The organism is Rhodovulum euryhalinum (genome assembly GCF_004342445.1).
In the GTDB taxonomy this organism is placed as follows: Bacteria; Pseudomonadota; Alphaproteobacteria; order Rhodobacterales; family Rhodobacteraceae; genus Rhodovulum; species Rhodovulum euryhalinum.
Window position 1 is genome coordinate 114,132 of sequence record NZ_SLWW01000011.1, and the last position, 14,052, is coordinate 128,183.

At 67.8% G+C, this 14,052-nt stretch carries 17 protein-coding genes; 14 read left to right on the forward strand and 3 right to left on the reverse strand.

Annotation, left to right across the window (positions count from 1 at the left end):
• Nucleotides 1-78 precede the first annotated feature (78 nt).
• Nucleotides 79-2,607, reverse strand: coding sequence for a DEAD/DEAH box helicase family protein (locus EV655_RS13825; RefSeq protein ID WP_132545843.1), 2,529 nt, complete (start codon nt 2,605-2,607; stop codon nt 79-81).
• Nucleotides 2,604-3,050 (reverse strand): hypothetical protein, encoded by a 447-nt coding sequence (locus EV655_RS13830; RefSeq protein ID WP_132545845.1) that lies wholly within the window; start codon nt 3,048-3,050, stop codon nt 2,604-2,606. The genes EV655_RS13825 and EV655_RS13830 overlap by 4 nt, the downstream gene beginning before the upstream one ends.
• Nucleotides 3,051-3,314: 264 nt before the next feature.
• Between EV655_RS13830 and EV655_RS13835 the strand changes: the two genes are divergently transcribed.
• The 14 genes from EV655_RS13835 (at nt 3,315) to rpmD (ending at nt 13,403) form a co-directional block, all read left to right on the forward strand.
• Nucleotides 3,315-4,703: a hypothetical protein gene (locus tag EV655_RS13835; protein ID WP_132545847.1), complete on the forward strand. Its 1,389-nt coding sequence runs from the start codon at nt 3,315-3,317 to the stop codon at nt 4,701-4,703.
• Between the two features lie 37 nt (nt 4,704-4,740).
• Nucleotides 4,741-8,328 carry a hypothetical protein gene (locus tag EV655_RS13840; protein WP_165905359.1) on the forward strand — a complete coding sequence of 1,196 codons (3,588 nt, stop codon included), beginning with the start codon at nt 4,741-4,743 and terminating at the stop codon, nt 8,326-8,328.
• Nucleotides 8,329-8,552: 224 nt separating this feature from the next.
• Nucleotides 8,553-8,960, forward strand: a complete 408-nt coding sequence (locus EV655_RS13845) for a bactofilin family protein (protein WP_132545851.1) — start codon at nt 8,553-8,555, stop codon at nt 8,958-8,960.
• 240 nt (nt 8,961-9,200) lie between these two features.
• The gene (gene rpmC, locus EV655_RS13850) at nt 9,201-9,401 is read left to right on the forward strand and encodes a 50S ribosomal protein L29 (RefSeq protein WP_132545853.1); all 201 of its coding nucleotides are present in this window, start codon (nt 9,201-9,203) and stop codon (nt 9,399-9,401) included.
• 15 nt (nt 9,402-9,416) lie between these two features.
• Complete coding sequence (gene rpsQ / locus EV655_RS13855; RefSeq protein WP_132545855.1) at nt 9,417-9,650, forward strand: 30S ribosomal protein S17; 234 nt, start codon at nt 9,417-9,419, stop codon at nt 9,648-9,650.
• A gap of 83 nt (nt 9,651-9,733) precedes the next feature.
• A complete protein-coding gene (gene rplN / locus EV655_RS13860; RefSeq protein WP_132545857.1) occupies nt 9,734-10,102 on the forward strand; it encodes a 50S ribosomal protein L14 in 369 nt (122 codons plus the stop codon).
• Nucleotides 10,102-10,416 (forward strand): 50S ribosomal protein L24, encoded by a 315-nt coding sequence (rplX, locus tag EV655_RS13865; RefSeq protein ID WP_132545859.1) that lies wholly within the window; start codon nt 10,102-10,104, stop codon nt 10,414-10,416. Before rplN ends, rplX begins: the two co-directional genes overlap by 1 nt.
• Nucleotides 10,409-10,972, forward strand: a complete 564-nt coding sequence (rplE, locus tag EV655_RS13870; protein ID WP_132545861.1) for a 50S ribosomal protein L5 — start codon at nt 10,409-10,411, stop codon at nt 10,970-10,972. Before rplX ends, rplE begins: the two co-directional genes overlap by 8 nt.
• Nucleotides 10,973-10,991: 19 nt before the next feature.
• Nucleotides 10,992-11,297, forward strand: coding sequence for a 30S ribosomal protein S14 (gene rpsN / locus EV655_RS13875; RefSeq protein ID WP_132545863.1), 306 nt, complete (start codon nt 10,992-10,994; stop codon nt 11,295-11,297).
• A gap of 12 nt (nt 11,298-11,309) precedes the next feature.
• The gene (rpsH, locus tag EV655_RS13880) at nt 11,310-11,708 is read left to right on the forward strand and encodes a 30S ribosomal protein S8 (RefSeq protein WP_207901977.1); all 399 of its coding nucleotides are present in this window, start codon (nt 11,310-11,312) and stop codon (nt 11,706-11,708) included.
• An 11-nt stretch (nt 11,709-11,719) separates the two neighbouring features.
• Nucleotides 11,720-12,253 carry a 50S ribosomal protein L6 gene (rplF, locus tag EV655_RS13885; protein ID WP_132545865.1) on the forward strand — a complete coding sequence of 178 codons (534 nt, stop codon included), beginning with the start codon at nt 11,720-11,722 and terminating at the stop codon, nt 12,251-12,253.
• Between the two features lie 11 nt (nt 12,254-12,264).
• Entirely contained in the window at nt 12,265-12,624 is a 360-nt protein-coding gene (gene rplR / locus EV655_RS13890; protein WP_132545867.1) for a 50S ribosomal protein L18, read from the forward strand.
• 11 nt (nt 12,625-12,635) lie between these two features.
• Entirely contained in the window at nt 12,636-13,199 is a 564-nt protein-coding gene (rpsE, locus tag EV655_RS13895; protein ID WP_132545869.1) for a 30S ribosomal protein S5, read from the forward strand.
• A 12-nt stretch (nt 13,200-13,211) separates the two neighbouring features.
• Complete coding sequence (gene rpmD, locus EV655_RS13900; protein WP_132545871.1) at nt 13,212-13,403, forward strand: 50S ribosomal protein L30; 192 nt, start codon at nt 13,212-13,214, stop codon at nt 13,401-13,403.
• Nucleotides 13,404-13,477: 74 nt separating this feature from the next.
• On the opposite strand, the gene EV655_RS13905 is transcribed toward rpmD, so the two are convergent.
• On the reverse strand, nt 13,478-13,879 hold the full coding sequence (locus EV655_RS13905) for a hypothetical protein (RefSeq protein ID WP_132545873.1): 402 nt from the start codon (nt 13,877-13,879) through the stop codon (nt 13,478-13,480).
• Nucleotides 13,880-14,052: the final 173 nt, after the last annotated feature.

Consider the following 14,052-nt stretch of genomic DNA (forward strand, 5'->3'; position numbering starts at 1 on the left):
GGATGTCCGGCACGCGCGGCTATCCATCCCGCGCCTTGGCGGCCCTGGCGGCACGCCCATGGGCATGATCCGTATTCTTCAATGCCAGAAAGAGCTTTGGTGGGTATGGCGGTACTCGGCCAGGGCGGTCAGGCGGGCCCGCAAGAGCGCGCGCCGGCCTTCGACGGTGCGGGTGAAAACCAGCCGCGCCGGGCCCACGTGCCGGTTCCAGGAGTCGAGGAATTGCGTCGCCCGCTCCTTGTGCGTCCCGAAGGGCGTGGGAACGGCATAGGGCGCCGCGCGCAGGACACGGCCGAGATAGCTCTCGGCGATCAGCAGGTAGCGCGGGTTGCCGATCGGCGAGAGCAGCTCGTCCAGCAGTGCGAGAAAGCGCATTTCTTCGGGCAGCGTTACGCCGGTCGGGCTGCACCAGGCAAGGCCCGCCGCGTCCCGGCCCGTGGCGATGCCGACCGCGTCCAGCGGCGTTTTCAACAGCCCGGTGCTGGCCATCGCATGTAGCAGCGCGAGACCGGTTTCGCGCAGGCTTCCCGTCAGTGTGCCATGCCGGATCAACCGCCAAGCCTGGCGCGAGGCCGGCGCCAGAGCCAGCCCCGAGGCGATGGCCACGCCAAGACCGGGCAGCGCCTGACCGGACAGCACGGCCCAGCCCCCGGCCAGACCCGCGGCCAGCCCGACCCCCGGCAGCCCGCGCGCCAGCGCACCCCGAACCACGAGGGCGCGCGGGGTCCGCCGCGTGGCCAGCCGGTGGTGGACGCGCGGCGCCGCACTGCCGGTTTCCAGCGCATCCTGCCAGGCGCCCGCCATGTCGGCCCGGCACCGGGCCAGCGCCGCGGACCGGGCGTTCACCGCCGCGGGATCGCCCAGTGCGGGGGCGCCAGAGCGAATCTGCTTGCCGTCGGGGCTGAGGCGCAGGAACGCGCCAAAGCGATCCTCCAGCGCGGCGATTTCGGGGCCGCCGCCGGGCAGGCCGGGGGCGCGGGTCGCGATGTGCCAGATATGGGCGGCCTTGACGGGATCGGCCGGATCGCGCCGGATCACCCGCCCCCGCGCCTGGTTCGCACCGACGAAGGATTTCACGTTGCCCGCCAGGACCAGCGTGTTCAGCGCCGGAAGATCCCAGCCCTGTCCCAGAAGCGCGCGGGTGCCGATCAGCAGATGCACCGCGCCTCGGGCCAGAAGGCCCGAGACGAGATGCACCCTTTGCTCGGATGCCCGTCCGGACAACGCGACCAGATCGAAGCGCGGATCCTGCGGCAGCGGACGCGGGGCGACACCATCGCCCGACAAAAGGCCCCGGGGCACGATGACGACCGATCCCGTGGCCAGCGCGATCCGGTCGGGGGTGCCCGGCTCCTGCCGCAGCCGCTCGAACAGGGTGACGGCGTCGATCCGGCCCAGCAGCGGGTTTCCGGCAAGCGCCGCCAGAAAGCGGTCGGGACCGAACAGGCCCGGATCGCGCGCCGCAAGCGCGAGGCCGCCATGGCCGATATGCTCGGTCAGGATCGCCATGCGCAGCCGGTCGCCCAAATCGTCGCGTTCCAGCCGGACGATGGCGCGGATGCTGTCGAACTTCTCGGGCGCGTTGCGCAGCACCTGCTCGGTGCTCTCGGGATCGACCAAGGGCAGGGAGACCCGGCCGCGGTACAGCGCGCCGGTCTCGGTCAGCAGCGCCGTGACGCGGGCCGGAAGCCGGTCGAGGCAGCCCTGGCAGAGCACCCGCAGCGTCTCGGGATCGAGCCGGGGCAGGTCGCGGGCCCGCAGGCCGAGGATGTGAAGGGCATCGGGCGGCACGGGCGCCCCGGCATCGGCCAGGTAGACCAGCATCGCCGCAAAGAGGTCGGGCGCATCCAGCAGCGCCGTCAGGTGATCGCGGGGCGCGGTCAGCCAGGGATGCGCTGCGACCATGGCCACAAGGTCCGGGTCGCACCGCAGCTCGGTCCAGAGCCGGGCGTTCGTCCGGGCCATCGCGTCGAGGTCGGGCCGGTCGCGTGCCTCGGACAGGTGGACCAGATCGCGGTGCGGCGCCAGATCGCCCGAGCGGACCAGTTCGGGGATGCTGATCTCGGCGTCGATCGGCCCGCACAGCGCGGCGTAGCGGCGCCATTCCTCCGAGGTCACGTCGTAGGGCGGCGTCGCGGTCAACGCGACTGTCCGGGCCTCCAGCCGTTTCAGCAGGGCGGTCAGCGTTTCCCACCAGGACTTGCGCAGGTGGTGGGCCTCGTCCAGCACCACCAGCCCGAAGCCGTGGGCCAAGAGCGGCGCGGGGTCGCGCAACTGGTGCAGCGCCTGGTAGGTGGCGATCGTGACGGGCGCGGGCCGGGCCAGGTCGCACGAGATCCCGTCGGCGGGCGCGCCCTCGGGCAGGAACAGCTGCACCAGCCTGTCGGCCCACTGGGTGCGGATCGCCAGCGAGGGTGCCAGAACCAGCGTCGGCCGCCCGATCCGGCGGATCACCTCGAGCCCCAGCACCGTCTTGCCGGCCCCGGGCGCGGCCACGACATGCAGGCGCTCGTCGTCGAAATGGCGGTCCAGTTCGGCCAGCACGCGCGCCTGGTAGTCCCGCCAGGGATAGCGGAAGGCCATGCGGTCGAATGGGGCGGTCGTCATCCGGGCAGCCGCGCCAGCTGCACGTCGAGCGCGGCGATCGCCGCCTCCAGATCGTCGAAATCGTTGTCGATGCAGGCGCACTCGATGCGGGCGAAAAGCGCGCGGTAGTCCAGCATCGCCCGGCCCAGCGCATCGACGCGCGGCTGCTGCTCGGGCCGGCTTTTCGCGGCGAGGGTCACGAAACCCTCGACCATCTCGACGATCCGCCCCGCGTGGTAGGAGGTGAACTGCCGCGTCAGCGCCAGGTCGCGGGGATCGGACAGAACCTCGCGCCGGACCCGCTCCAACGTGCCCGCCATGTCCCAGAAGGCCGCGGCATAGGGCGGGCCGATGCGGTCCGCGGACCTGCGCAGCCGTTCCGCATGGCCGGACAGCCGCCGCGCGGCCGCCTCAGCCCGCGCGGGACGGTCGCGGCGTCCGAAGGGATTCCAGGAAAAGGCCATTGCGGGCCTCCTTGGTGGCGTCCGGGGCAGGGGCGCCGGCGGCGCCCGCGAAAGCTTCGGCACAAGAGCGCGGGAACGTCAACGCAGCCCCATGACCGGAAAGGTAGAATTGCGACGAAATGAACCGCCCCCAGGCCTCGGCCCGGCGCTATCCTGCCCGCGACTTCATCGGGGGACTCAGGCCATGGCACCGGTCCCGATCGGCCCGGCGGCCCGTCGGAGGACGCCGCCAACCCTGGACACGACAATCAAGAAGGATCGCCGATGACCAGACATCGCAGGACCCGACGGTTCCTGGCTCCGCTGCTTGCCCTGGCCGCGATCTCGTTCGCCGCGGTCTGCCCCGCGAACGAACTGATGGACCAGCGCAACCGGGTCCGCGAGGGCCTGCGCGATCTGCGCCAGCAGGGCTATGTCATGCCCGAGATCGGCGACATGGAAACCTATGACCCCAAGACCATCGCGGCCGCCGACGCGATCATGGCGGGGCAGGGCGATCCTTGCCTCAAGGCGATCTCGACCTCGCTCTACCTCGATGCGCACATGAACGAGACCAGCCTTGAGGCACGGGTGACCGATTTCCTCAAGCCCGGGGCCGGCGGGCTGGGCAAGCAGATGTTCGACATCTGGATCTGGCCCGACGAATACGCCAAGTCCGGCACCGTGCTCGACATGCTGTCGTTCCGCAAGTCGGCGAATGTGGTCGGCCTGATCGGCGACATGGCCAACCTCGCCAGCACCTACGACGCCTTCGTGGAGCAGGGCCGGCGCGCCGCGGCGATGCGTGAGGAGGCCTGGGTCCAGGAAGTCGTCCAGCAGAGCATTGACAACAAGTGGGACGAGGCGACCGTCGATCTCGCCCGCAGCCGCACCATGGACCGCATGAAGCGCGTCATCGACACGATTCCCGGCATCGAGGCCGACGCGGAAAGTGCGCTGGCGACCTCGGAAGATGCCTATCGCGTCAGGCTGTCGATGGCCGAAAGCAACTACGAGGTCGCCGTCCGGCAGGTCGAGACAAGCGGCGCAAGCGGGCCCACCCTGCAGATCAAGCTGGCCAACGCCAGGAACGCCTTCGTCGCCGAAAAGCAGGAGATCCTCGAACAGCGCGCCGCCCGGTTCGCCGAGATCATGGGCCAGCACGACCGGCGGCTGTCGGACGCGCTGCTGGCCATCGCCAAGGCCCGCGTCCAGATCAATTCCATCGAGCGCTATTCCCGCCCGATCGCGCTGGGCCGGTGTGACAAGATCAAGAAGACCGGTCCGCTCGACAAGGGCCGGCCCTGCGCACCCGGCGACGTGATCTGCCAGATCGCCGACCTGCCGCACGACCAGATGCTGGCCACGCTCAAGGCGCTGAACGTCCCGGTGTCCGAGGAATTCCTCGGCTGCGTCTGCCACCGTGCCGGTTATGGCTCTCCCGGCACGGCGCAATACTATCACCCGGACACGATCGGCGAGTATGACAGGCGGTATTCCTGCAACCATCCCGGGCCGCCCTGCATCGTGTCGGGCTACGGCTGCACCCGCCACGACATGCCCAATTCCTCGAAGATCTGGAAAGGCTGCGCGCTCGAGGCGGCAAAGGATGGCAGCGTGCCCGTGACCGACCGGATCGTCGAGGCGCTCCGCGCGCGGGCCGGTGTCAAGTGAGCGGGATCAAGCCGCCGTGGAACAGGAGAAACGGATGATGCGGGCAATGCGGACCCTGGGCTCGGGGCTGGTCGTGATCCTGGTGCTGGCGTTCGGGATGCTGGCGTTCGGGCCGGGGGCAGCTCGTGCGCAGGACTGGGCGGTCCATACCCTGCGCAACGTGACCTTCGCGGTGCCGACCGACTGGCAGGAAACCCTGCGACAGCGCGACCAGGAAGTCGACTTCCAGAGCCCCGATGGCAGGTTCGAGCTGTGGGCGCGCTGGTGGTTCCCGGACGAACCGCTTCTGGGATTTCCCGACATCGTCTCGCACAAGGCCCTGACGCTGGCGGGCAACGAGGCGCTTTTCATCTATTCCGGCCCCGAGGAGGACCGGATGCTCTACCTCGCCTTCCTGAAAAAGGATGCCGAGGGCGAGCAGTTCCTGTTCCAGCTCATCGCCCATGGCGTGGCGCTGAAGGATCACGAACAGATGTTCAACGCGCTCGTCGCGCATCTGTCGATCGATGGCGTGCCGCTGCTGGGGAAGGCCCCCGCCTCCGTCCCGGGCCAGCAGACCGCCGCAGAACAGGCCGTGCCCCCGCCTCCGCCCGCTGCGGGCGGGATCGGGCTGCCGCTGCCCCCGGGTTGGACCGCCAGCCCCCTGGACGGAACCGGCGTCCGGCGGATTCTGGCGGTTGCGCCCGGGCGTGACGCGCTGGTGCTGGCCGCGGTTGCGACCGGCCAGGGCGGGCAGGACGCCCGCGCGCTGGTCGACGCCTATCTGGGACTGCTCCACCGCGACACTATCGTGGTCAAGGAGATCCGGGGCGAAACCTATCCGCAGATCGCCGGCAATGCCGTCCACGCGCTGGACGTCGAGGCAAAGATCTTTCCCGTCGACGGCGTTGCGCTGCCCTACCAACGGGGGCGGGTGGGGATCTACCAGGGGGGCGATGCCGCGCGCGCCTTCCTCGTTGTGACGATGCGCCCGGCGGACGAGGATGGCGCGCTGGCGAACGCGTTGGACACCATCGCGCGCGGACTCGACCTCGATGCGGCGACCCGCGCCGCGCCTGCGGCACCGCCGGTTCCGGTTGCGCAGAGTCCGGTCGACCCCGAGACGCAAGGCTCTTTGGACAGCCTGTCGGCGGCGATCCCGCCGACGCCCCACCCTTCGGCGCCGGGTGATGACGCCGCAGGGTCCGAGTGGCTGCCAGAGCTGACGCGCCGGTTCGGCGACTGCCGCCTTGTTCCGCTGGCCAACTGGTCCGACCCCGTGCGGCCCGAACTGGAAAAGGCCAAGGTCGATCTGCGGTTTGTCGCGCTTTGCCAGGGCGGCGCCTATCCGGTCTACGGCGTCCATTTCCCGTACGACCCGCGCGGTCCGACCGAAGACTATTTTCACCCGCTCTATGCCGGGGTTTTCGTGGCGGGCGGCAACCGCGCCTGTTCCTTCCTGGAGGTCGAGGATCGCGTTTTGTCCTCGATCGGCCTGAAGGACGCCACCACGCTGAGGCTGGATCTCGAAGACCTGCCGGCGGCCGGTGCGCCCGGGGACGGAGTCGCTGTTGCGGCACCCGGCACACCGGCGGCGCCACCCTTGCCCACCGCCACGGCCGCCGCCGGCCCGCAAGTCCTGTTCGACGGAAAGGGCCTTGGCCGGCTCGTTCCGTTCGGTTTTGCCGGCGGCGATTTCGCCACCCAGGCACAGTTGACCGGCAAGGCGCTGCGGATCGAGATCCCCAAGGACAGCGGCTGGGCCCGGATTGGCCTCGCCACACCCGATGCGCTGATCCGCATGCCCGACCGGGGCGCTGCCCGAGCCGTCGAGATCGCCGCGACGATTGATGGCGGGGTGTCGAACGGCCTGAGCTTTGCGTTGACGCCCCCCGACAAGGCCGCGCTCGATCCCGATGAGGGCCATGACATCGCGCTGCACCTGGTCCGCGGCGATGACGGCATCGCCCGCGCCACGATGACCCGGCGCGATCTCAGGCCCGACCTGCAAGCGCGCTTCCCCTGGCCCGGGAACGAGACTGACCTTGCGCTGGTGCTGCGCCCCGACCAGGTCGCCGAACTGCGCCGCGGCGACGGAACCCGGCTGGCCTGGTTCGACATCGGCGGCGATTTCGCCGGGCGCGACTGGGTGCTGCAAACCTATCTGCAGGTTCCCGGCAAGCACCGCGCCGCAAGCCTGAAGCTGACCGGCCTCGCTGTCGGTCCCGTGCCCGAGGCCGCCCTGCCGGACATCGACGCGCCGGCCGAGGGGCCGCGCAGCCTGGTCCTGTTCGACGGGACGGCGATCGTGCCGGTCTGGGCCGCGATCCAGCCCAACGACCTGGCGCTTGACCGCCTTGGCGCGCTTGACGACGGGGCGCTCCGGATCGCCTGGCCCGAGATCGACCGGACCAGCTATCTGGGCCTTTACACGCCCGAGGCGGCGCTGTGGCTGGACGATTTCCGCGCCGATGCCCGCGCGCGCATCGGTGTCGAGTTCGACGGCGAGGCGACGGGCGATGTCGAGATCAGCTTTCAGCAGGCCTATGGTCTTCCGAACAACCTGACCGGCAACGGTGCCTATGCGCTGGGTTTCCGGCGCCAGGAGGACGGCACCTACACCGCGCTCTCCGCGGTCAAGGCGCGCGAGAAAGAGGGCCTGCGCGCCGAGGGACTGGCCCGGGTTCCCGACCATGTCGACCTGATCGTGACCCCGCGCGGCGTGGCGGTCGAGGCCGAGGGCCTGTCGCTCGATCCGGTCCCGGTGCCCGATCTTGCAGACGGGGTGGGGCTGCGGTTCTGGGTCGTCGCCCAGAAACCGGCCTCGGGCACGCCGAGGCTGACGCTTCGCCGGGTCGAGGCCGACTACCGGCCCGGACCGGCCGCAAAGCCGCCCGAACCGGCGGCGGGCGTCGCGCCGCTGGAGGAAACCGTGATCTTCGACGGCAGCCCGGGCACCGGCTGGACGCCGGTCTCCGCCGGTGACGCGGTGTTCGAGGAGTTGGCGGCACAAACGGCGGACGGCCTGACGCTGGCACGGCGCGAGGCGCCGCCGAACAGCAACCGGATCGCCCTGGCCAGCGCAGCGGCGGTGATCGACATCGACAAGCGGATCGAGACGACCCCGCTGGAGGTGCGGTTCCAGTTCGATCCGGCGGAACCCGACATCGGCACGCGGGTCTTCTTCACCACGAACCCCGGGGCCTATGCCGACAAGGCCGGTTTCGTGGTCAGCTTGCGCCGGTTGCCCGAGGGGCGGAATGAGGGGCGGGTGCAGGTGACGCTTCACGCAGGCCATTTCAGCTATGGCCACTGGACCCGGACCCTGCCGGCCGGCTGGCAGGAAACCTGGGACGGCCGCATGACCCTCGTTCTGGGCGCGGGCCGGGTCGCCGTGATGCTGGGCGATCGCGAGGTGCTGGCGGCCAACACCGACCGCAGCGGGCGGTTTCGCAGCTACCACATCGCCATCGTCCCCGGCGGGCTTGAGAACCGGGGCTCTGGCCGCGTCACCTTGCGCCGGATCGCAACCGCATGGCGGATGCCCGACGGCATGACCGAGATGGACCGGCTGCGGCTGGTCGATGCCGATGCGTTCGACGCCGAGGCCTTTGCCGACCTGCTGGCCGCGCAACTGACCGACTAGCGCGACCATCCCCGGTTCGACGACGCGCAGCCGCTCGGCCGTGACGGCCGGCATGCCCCGCCGCGAACAGAACCGGGCCGCACGCGGATCTGTTCGGGAACCCAGGCGCCGTCCGCGCCCGCGCCCTTGACTCGTGCCTCATTGTGGTCGGTTGAAGGGATTTGGGCTTGACCGAGGCGGTGGGGCGCTGGCTAGCTCCCGCGGTGAACCGTCGCGGACAGGCCATGATCGGAAACCCGGACTCCAGCTTTGCCGACAGGGCAATCCGTTCCGCGCCGGGCAGTCCCCCGGCGGGCCGCCCGGATCGCCGGCGCGCCCTGATCCAGGAGGATCTGCGGATCACCGGCAACGTCGCCGCCGAGGGCATCGTCGATGTCGCCGGAGAGATCACCGGCGACGTGACCGCGGACTCCGTCGTCCTGAGCCGGGTGGGGCGGGTCACCGGCACAATCCGGGCGCGCAACGTGACCATAGATGGAACCCATCGCGGCACGATCGTCGCGACCAATGTCGCCCTGCTTGGCGCAGCGCGCATCGAGGCGAGCATCATCTGCGAAAGGCTGTCGGTCGAGACCGGCGTCGACCTTCAGGGCGATGTCCGCTGCACGACCGAGGCGTTGCCCGCCCCGTGACGGGGGCGCGCGAAATGCGCTCGACGTGCCCGGCCGGGCAGTGAAAGTGTCACCTCCGGCGCCGCCGTTCCGCAGGGCCACGCCGCGCGGTCAGCATGGCGAGGCGGGTTTCGCAGAGTCAGGTTTTTTGACTTGCCGCGCGGTCGCATCTCCCCTATACACGCCACTTCTACACGAACTCCACCGAATCCCGGGTGACCCGTGCGGGGCCCTTCGGTGATGTTGAAAGGAAAGAAGGCGATGAACGCCAAGGAACTTCGGGAAAAGACCCCCGACCAGCTGCGCGACCAGATCCTGAGCCTCAAGAAAGAGGCGTTCAACCTGCGCTTCCAGCAAGCCACCGGCGCGATGGAAAACACCGCCCGCATCCGGCAGGTCCGCCGGGACGTGGCGCGCGTGAAGACCATCCTGAACCAAAAAGCCCGTGCGGCGGCCGAGTAAGGGGAGCCCGGAACCATGCCCAAACGTATCCTGCAAGGCACCGTGACCTCGGACAAGAACGACCAGACGGTCACCGTCCTGGTCGAGCGTCGCTTCAAGCACCCCGTGCTGCAGAAGACCATTCGCAAGTCCAAGAAGTACCGGGCTCACGACGAAAGCAACCAGTTCAAGGTTGGCGACAGCGTGCGCATCCAGGAATGTGCGCCCAAATCCAAGACGAAACGCTGGGAGGTGGTGGCGCAGGCCTGAGCCTCACGCCGTCACATTCCGGTTTGATCGAAACCCTGGGGCCCGCTTGATCGGATAAGTCCCCAAAGGTCGGGAGAAACCACATGATCCAGATGCAGACCAATCTGGATGTTGCTGACAACTCCGGCGCTCGCCGGGTTCAGTGCATCAAGGTCCTGGGTGGTTCCAAGCGTAAATACGCCTCCGTTGGCGACATCATTGTCGTCTCGGTGAAGGAAGCCATCCCGCGCGGCCGCGTCAAGAAGGGCGACGTGCGCAAGGCGGTCGTCGTGCGCACAGCCAAGGAAGTGCGCCGCGAGGACGGCACCGCCATCCGCTTTGACCGCAACGCCGCCGTCATCATCAACAACAACAACGAGCCCGTTGGCACCCGGATCTTCGGGCCGGTCGTGCGCGAGCTGCGGGCGAAGAACTTCATGAAGATCATCTCGCTCGCTCCGGAGGTGCTGTGATGGCCGCAAAGCTCAAGAAGGGCGACAAGGTCGTCGTGCTCACCGGCAAGGACAAGGGCCGCGAAGGCACCATCCTGTCGGTCGATCCCAAGGCCGGCAAGGCCGTGGTCGATGGTCTTAACATCGCCATCCGCCACCAGAAGCAGAGCCAGGCCAGCCAGGGTGGCCGCATTGCCAAGGCGATGCCGATCGACCTGTCCAACCTCGCCTTCGTCGATCCGAAAGAGGGCGGTCCGACCCGTGTCGGTTTCCGCGTCGAGGACGGCAAGAAGGTCCGTTATGCCAAGAAATCGGGGGAAGTGATCGATGCTTGATGCAGCAACCTATACCCCGCGCCTGAAGGCGGTCTTCCGCGAGAGCATCAAGGCCGCGCTCAAGGAAGAGTTCGGCTATACCAACGACATGCAGATCCCGCGGCTCGACAAGATCGTGCTGAACATCGGCTGCGGCGCCGAGGCGGTCCGCGACTCCAAGAAGGCCAAGTCGGCCCAGGAGGATCTGAGCAAGATCGCCGGCCAGAAGGCCGTCATCACCAAGGCCAAGAAGTCGATCGCTGGCTTCCGCGTCCGCGAAGAGATGCCGCTGGGCGCCAAGGTGACGCTGCGCGGCGACCGGATGTATGAATTCCTCGACCGCCTGATCACCATTGCCATGCCCCGCATCCGCGACTTCCGCGGCGTTCCGGGCAAGTCCTTCGACGGCCGCGGCAACTATGCGCTGGGCATCAAGGAACACATCGTCTTCCCCGAGATCGAATACGACAAGGTCGACGAGGTCTGGGGGATGGACATCGTCATCGCCACCACCGCGAAAACCGACGCGGAAGCGAAGGCGCTGTTGAAGCATTTCAACATGCCGTTCAACAGCTGATCGCGGGAGGAAGAGAGATATGGCTAAGAAATCCATGGTCGAACGCGAACTCAAGCGCCAGCGCCTGGTGCAGCAATACGCTGCCAAGCGTGCCAAGCTGAAAGAGATCGCCAGGAACGATGATCTGCCGATGGAAGAGCGGTTCAAGGCGCGGCTGAAACTGGCCAAGCTGCCCCGCAATTCGTCGGCGACGCGGTTGCACAACCGCTGCCAGCTCACCGGGCGTCCTCACGCCTATTACCGCAAGCTCAAGGTCTCGCGGATCATGCTCAGGGAACTCGGCTCGATGGGCCAGATCCCCGGCATGGTCAAGTCGAGCTGGTAAGGAGGGGAAGAGATGTCCGTGAACGATCCTCTCGGCGACATGCTGACCCGCATCCGCAACGCGCAGATGCGTGGCAAGTCGACCGTACGCACCCCCGCCTCCAAGCTTCGCGCCTGGGTTCTGGATGTGCTGACCGACGAAGGCTACATCCGTGGCTATGAAAAGGTGGACGGAAAGACCGGCCTGCCCGAACTCGAGGTCAGCCTGAAATACTACGAAGGCCGTCCCGTGATCCGCGAGCTCAAGCGCGTCTCGACGCCCGGCCGCCGCGTCTATCTGGGCGTGGGCGAGCTGCCGCAGGTGCGCCAGGGCCTGGGCGTTTCCATCGTCTCGACCTCCAAGGGCGTGATGTCGGATGCGTCCGCGCGCTCGGCGAATGTCGGCGGCGAAGTGCTCTGCACCGTGTTCTAAGGAGGAAGGCAATGTCTCGTATTGGCAAAAGACCGGTCGAGCTGCCGTCGGGTGTGACCGCATCCGTCTCCGGCCAGACCGTCGAAGTGAAGGGGCCCAAGGGCACCCGAAGCTTCACCGCGACCGACGACGTGACCATCGCCGTCGGCGAAGGTTCCGTCACCGTCACCCCCCGGGGCAGCTCCAAGCGGGCGCGCCAGCAATGGGGCATGTCGCGCACCATGGTCGCGAACCTCGTGCAGGGCGTGACCGGCGGCTTCAAGCGCGAACTTGAAATCCAGGGCGTCGGCTACCGCGCCCAGGCGCAGGGCAACACGCTCAAGCTCAACCTGGGCTACAGCCACGACGTGAACTTCGAGGTCCCGCAGGGTGTCACCGTGACGACGCCCAAGCAGACCGAGATCATCATCGAGGGCATCGACCAGCAACTGGTCGGCCAGGTGGCGGCGAACATTCGCGAATGGCGCGGCCCCGAGCCCTACAAGGGCAAGGGCATCCGCTACAAGGGCGAGTTCATCTTCCGCAAGGAAGGCAAGAAGAAGTAAGGGCGCGACAGATGGCAAACAGCAAGAGAGACCTGTTCCTCAAACGCCGCCTGCGCGTTCGGAACAAACTGCGCAAGATGAATGCCGGGCGCCTGCGCCTCAGCGTCTTCCGCAGCAACAAGAACATCAGCGTGCAGCTGATCGACGATGTGAACGGCGTGACGCTCGCCGCCGCCTCCAGCCTCGAGAAGGATCTGGGCGTGGTCGGCAAGAACAACGTCGAGGCCGCCGCCAAGGTGGGCGCGGCGATCGCCGAGCGGGCGAAGCAGGCCGGTGTCGAGGAATGTTACTTCGATCGCGGCGGCTTTCTCTATCACGGGCGCGTCAAGGCGCTGGCCGATGCCGCCCGTGATGGCGGCCTGAAGTTCTGAGGAGACGAGACATGGCAGAACGTGAACAACGCCGGGACCGCCGCGACCGCGACGAAACCCCGGAATTCGCCGATCGTCTCGTGGCGATCAACCGGGTGTCCAAGACCGTGAAGGGTGGCAAGCGCTTCGGCTTTGCCGCGCTCGTGGTGGTGGGCGACCAGAAGGGCCGCGTCGGCTTCGGCAAGGGCAAGGCCAAGGAAGTGCCCGAGGCGATTCGCAAGGCGACCGAGCAGGCGAAACGCAGCCTCGTGCGCGTTCCGCTGCGCGAGGGCCGCACGCTGCACCACGACATGGAGGGCCGCCACGGCGCGGGCCGCGTGGTGATGCGCTCGGCCGCGCAGGGGACCGGCATCATCGCCGGTGGTCCGATGCGCGCGGTGTTCGAGATGCTGGGAATCCAGGACGTGGTGGCGAAATCCATCGGGTCGCAGAACCCCTACAACATGATCCGCGCCACCATGGACGGCCTGATCAAGGAAAGCTCGCCCCGCCAGGTGGCGCAGCGCCGCGGCAAGAAGGTGGCCGACATCCTGAAACGCGACGAGGCGCCCGCCGCCGAGCCCGCCGAGGCGTAAGGAGGACAGCCCGTGACCAAGAAAACCATCGTGGTCAAGCAGATCGGCTCGCCGATCCGCCGCCCCGCCGTCCAGCGCCAGATCCTGATCGGTCTGGGGCTGAACAAGATGCACCGCACCCGCGAGCTTGAGGACACCCCCTCGATCCGCGGCATGGTCGCCAAGATCCCGCACCTCGTCGAGATCGTCGAAGAGCGCGGGTGAGCAGGCGGTGGGTTGACACCCACCCTGCGGATTAGGGCGCCCCGCTAGACGTGGGGCGCCTTTTCGTTTCATTTCTAGGCTTTTCGAGGGGCCCAGATCCACCCCTCGGCTGGGTCGGCTGCTTCAAATTGTTGCTCAAGGACTTGCCGGTCCACCGCGAAACTATAGGCCACCAGCGCGCAGATGTAGGCGTCCTGAATGTCCTCGTGTTCGGAGTCTATCGGCTCCGGAAATGGTTCGGCGAATCTGGGTGACCTGTGCTTTACGAAGGCCGGGTAGGTTTCGATGATGGCGCTTCCGCCGGCATCTGTCCAAACGCCGGTTTCCTTTTGATCAGGGAAGAATCTAGAGCGCGCCACAATTGCTTTGGTCGCTTGGCTGCCAATCATGTCACGGATGACTGAAAGTGGACGCTTGCCTTCGGCTTCTAAGCGTCTTTCGACCCCTCGGAATAGAAGGCTTTCGGGCGAGATCATGGCGAGTTCCCCTTTATCGAGTTCAGCCTGAACAACGCGGTCAGGCGGGGGCCAGACCGTAGTGGCCGGTTCGCTCCCGCCGGATCATTGCCAGGACGAATGTGACGACGGCGGCAAGAAGCCTCCGCAGATGGGCGAGGATCTTGCGGATGTTGTGGCCGCAGCCGCAGAGG

What these genes read in the sequence shown, in the direction of transcription:
- EV655_RS13825 (WP_132545843.1), bottom strand. Translation starts at nt 2,607, where the DNA reads ATGACGACCGCCCCATTCGACCGCATGGCCTTCCGCTATCCCTGGCGG.
- EV655_RS13830 (WP_132545845.1), bottom strand. Translation starts at nt 3,050, where the DNA reads ATGGCCTTTTCCTGGAATCCCTTCGGACGCCGCGACCGTCCCGCGCGG.
- EV655_RS13835 (WP_132545847.1), top strand. Translation starts at nt 3,315, where the DNA reads ATGACCAGACATCGCAGGACCCGACGGTTCCTGGCTCCGCTGCTTGCC.
- EV655_RS13840 (WP_165905359.1), top strand. Translation starts at nt 4,741, where the DNA reads ATGCGGGCAATGCGGACCCTGGGCTCGGGGCTGGTCGTGATCCTGGTG.
- EV655_RS13845 (WP_132545851.1), top strand. Translation starts at nt 8,553, where the DNA reads ATGATCGGAAACCCGGACTCCAGCTTTGCCGACAGGGCAATCCGTTCC.
- rpmC (WP_132545853.1), top strand. Translation starts at nt 9,201, where the DNA reads ATGAACGCCAAGGAACTTCGGGAAAAGACCCCCGACCAGCTGCGCGAC.
- rpsQ (WP_132545855.1), top strand. Translation starts at nt 9,417, where the DNA reads ATGCCCAAACGTATCCTGCAAGGCACCGTGACCTCGGACAAGAACGAC.
- rplN (WP_132545857.1), top strand. Translation starts at nt 9,734, where the DNA reads ATGATCCAGATGCAGACCAATCTGGATGTTGCTGACAACTCCGGCGCT.
- rplX (WP_132545859.1), top strand. Translation starts at nt 10,102, where the DNA reads ATGGCCGCAAAGCTCAAGAAGGGCGACAAGGTCGTCGTGCTCACCGGC.
- rplE (WP_132545861.1), top strand. Translation starts at nt 10,409, where the DNA reads ATGCTTGATGCAGCAACCTATACCCCGCGCCTGAAGGCGGTCTTCCGC.
- rpsN (WP_132545863.1), top strand. Translation starts at nt 10,992, where the DNA reads ATGGCTAAGAAATCCATGGTCGAACGCGAACTCAAGCGCCAGCGCCTG.
- rpsH (WP_207901977.1), top strand. Translation starts at nt 11,310, where the DNA reads ATGTCCGTGAACGATCCTCTCGGCGACATGCTGACCCGCATCCGCAAC.
- rplF (WP_132545865.1), top strand. Translation starts at nt 11,720, where the DNA reads ATGTCTCGTATTGGCAAAAGACCGGTCGAGCTGCCGTCGGGTGTGACC.
- rplR (WP_132545867.1), top strand. Translation starts at nt 12,265, where the DNA reads ATGGCAAACAGCAAGAGAGACCTGTTCCTCAAACGCCGCCTGCGCGTT.
- rpsE (WP_132545869.1), top strand. Translation starts at nt 12,636, where the DNA reads ATGGCAGAACGTGAACAACGCCGGGACCGCCGCGACCGCGACGAAACC.
- EV655_RS13905 (WP_132545873.1), bottom strand. Translation starts at nt 13,879, where the DNA reads ATGATCTCGCCCGAAAGCCTTCTATTCCGAGGGGTCGAAAGACGCTTA.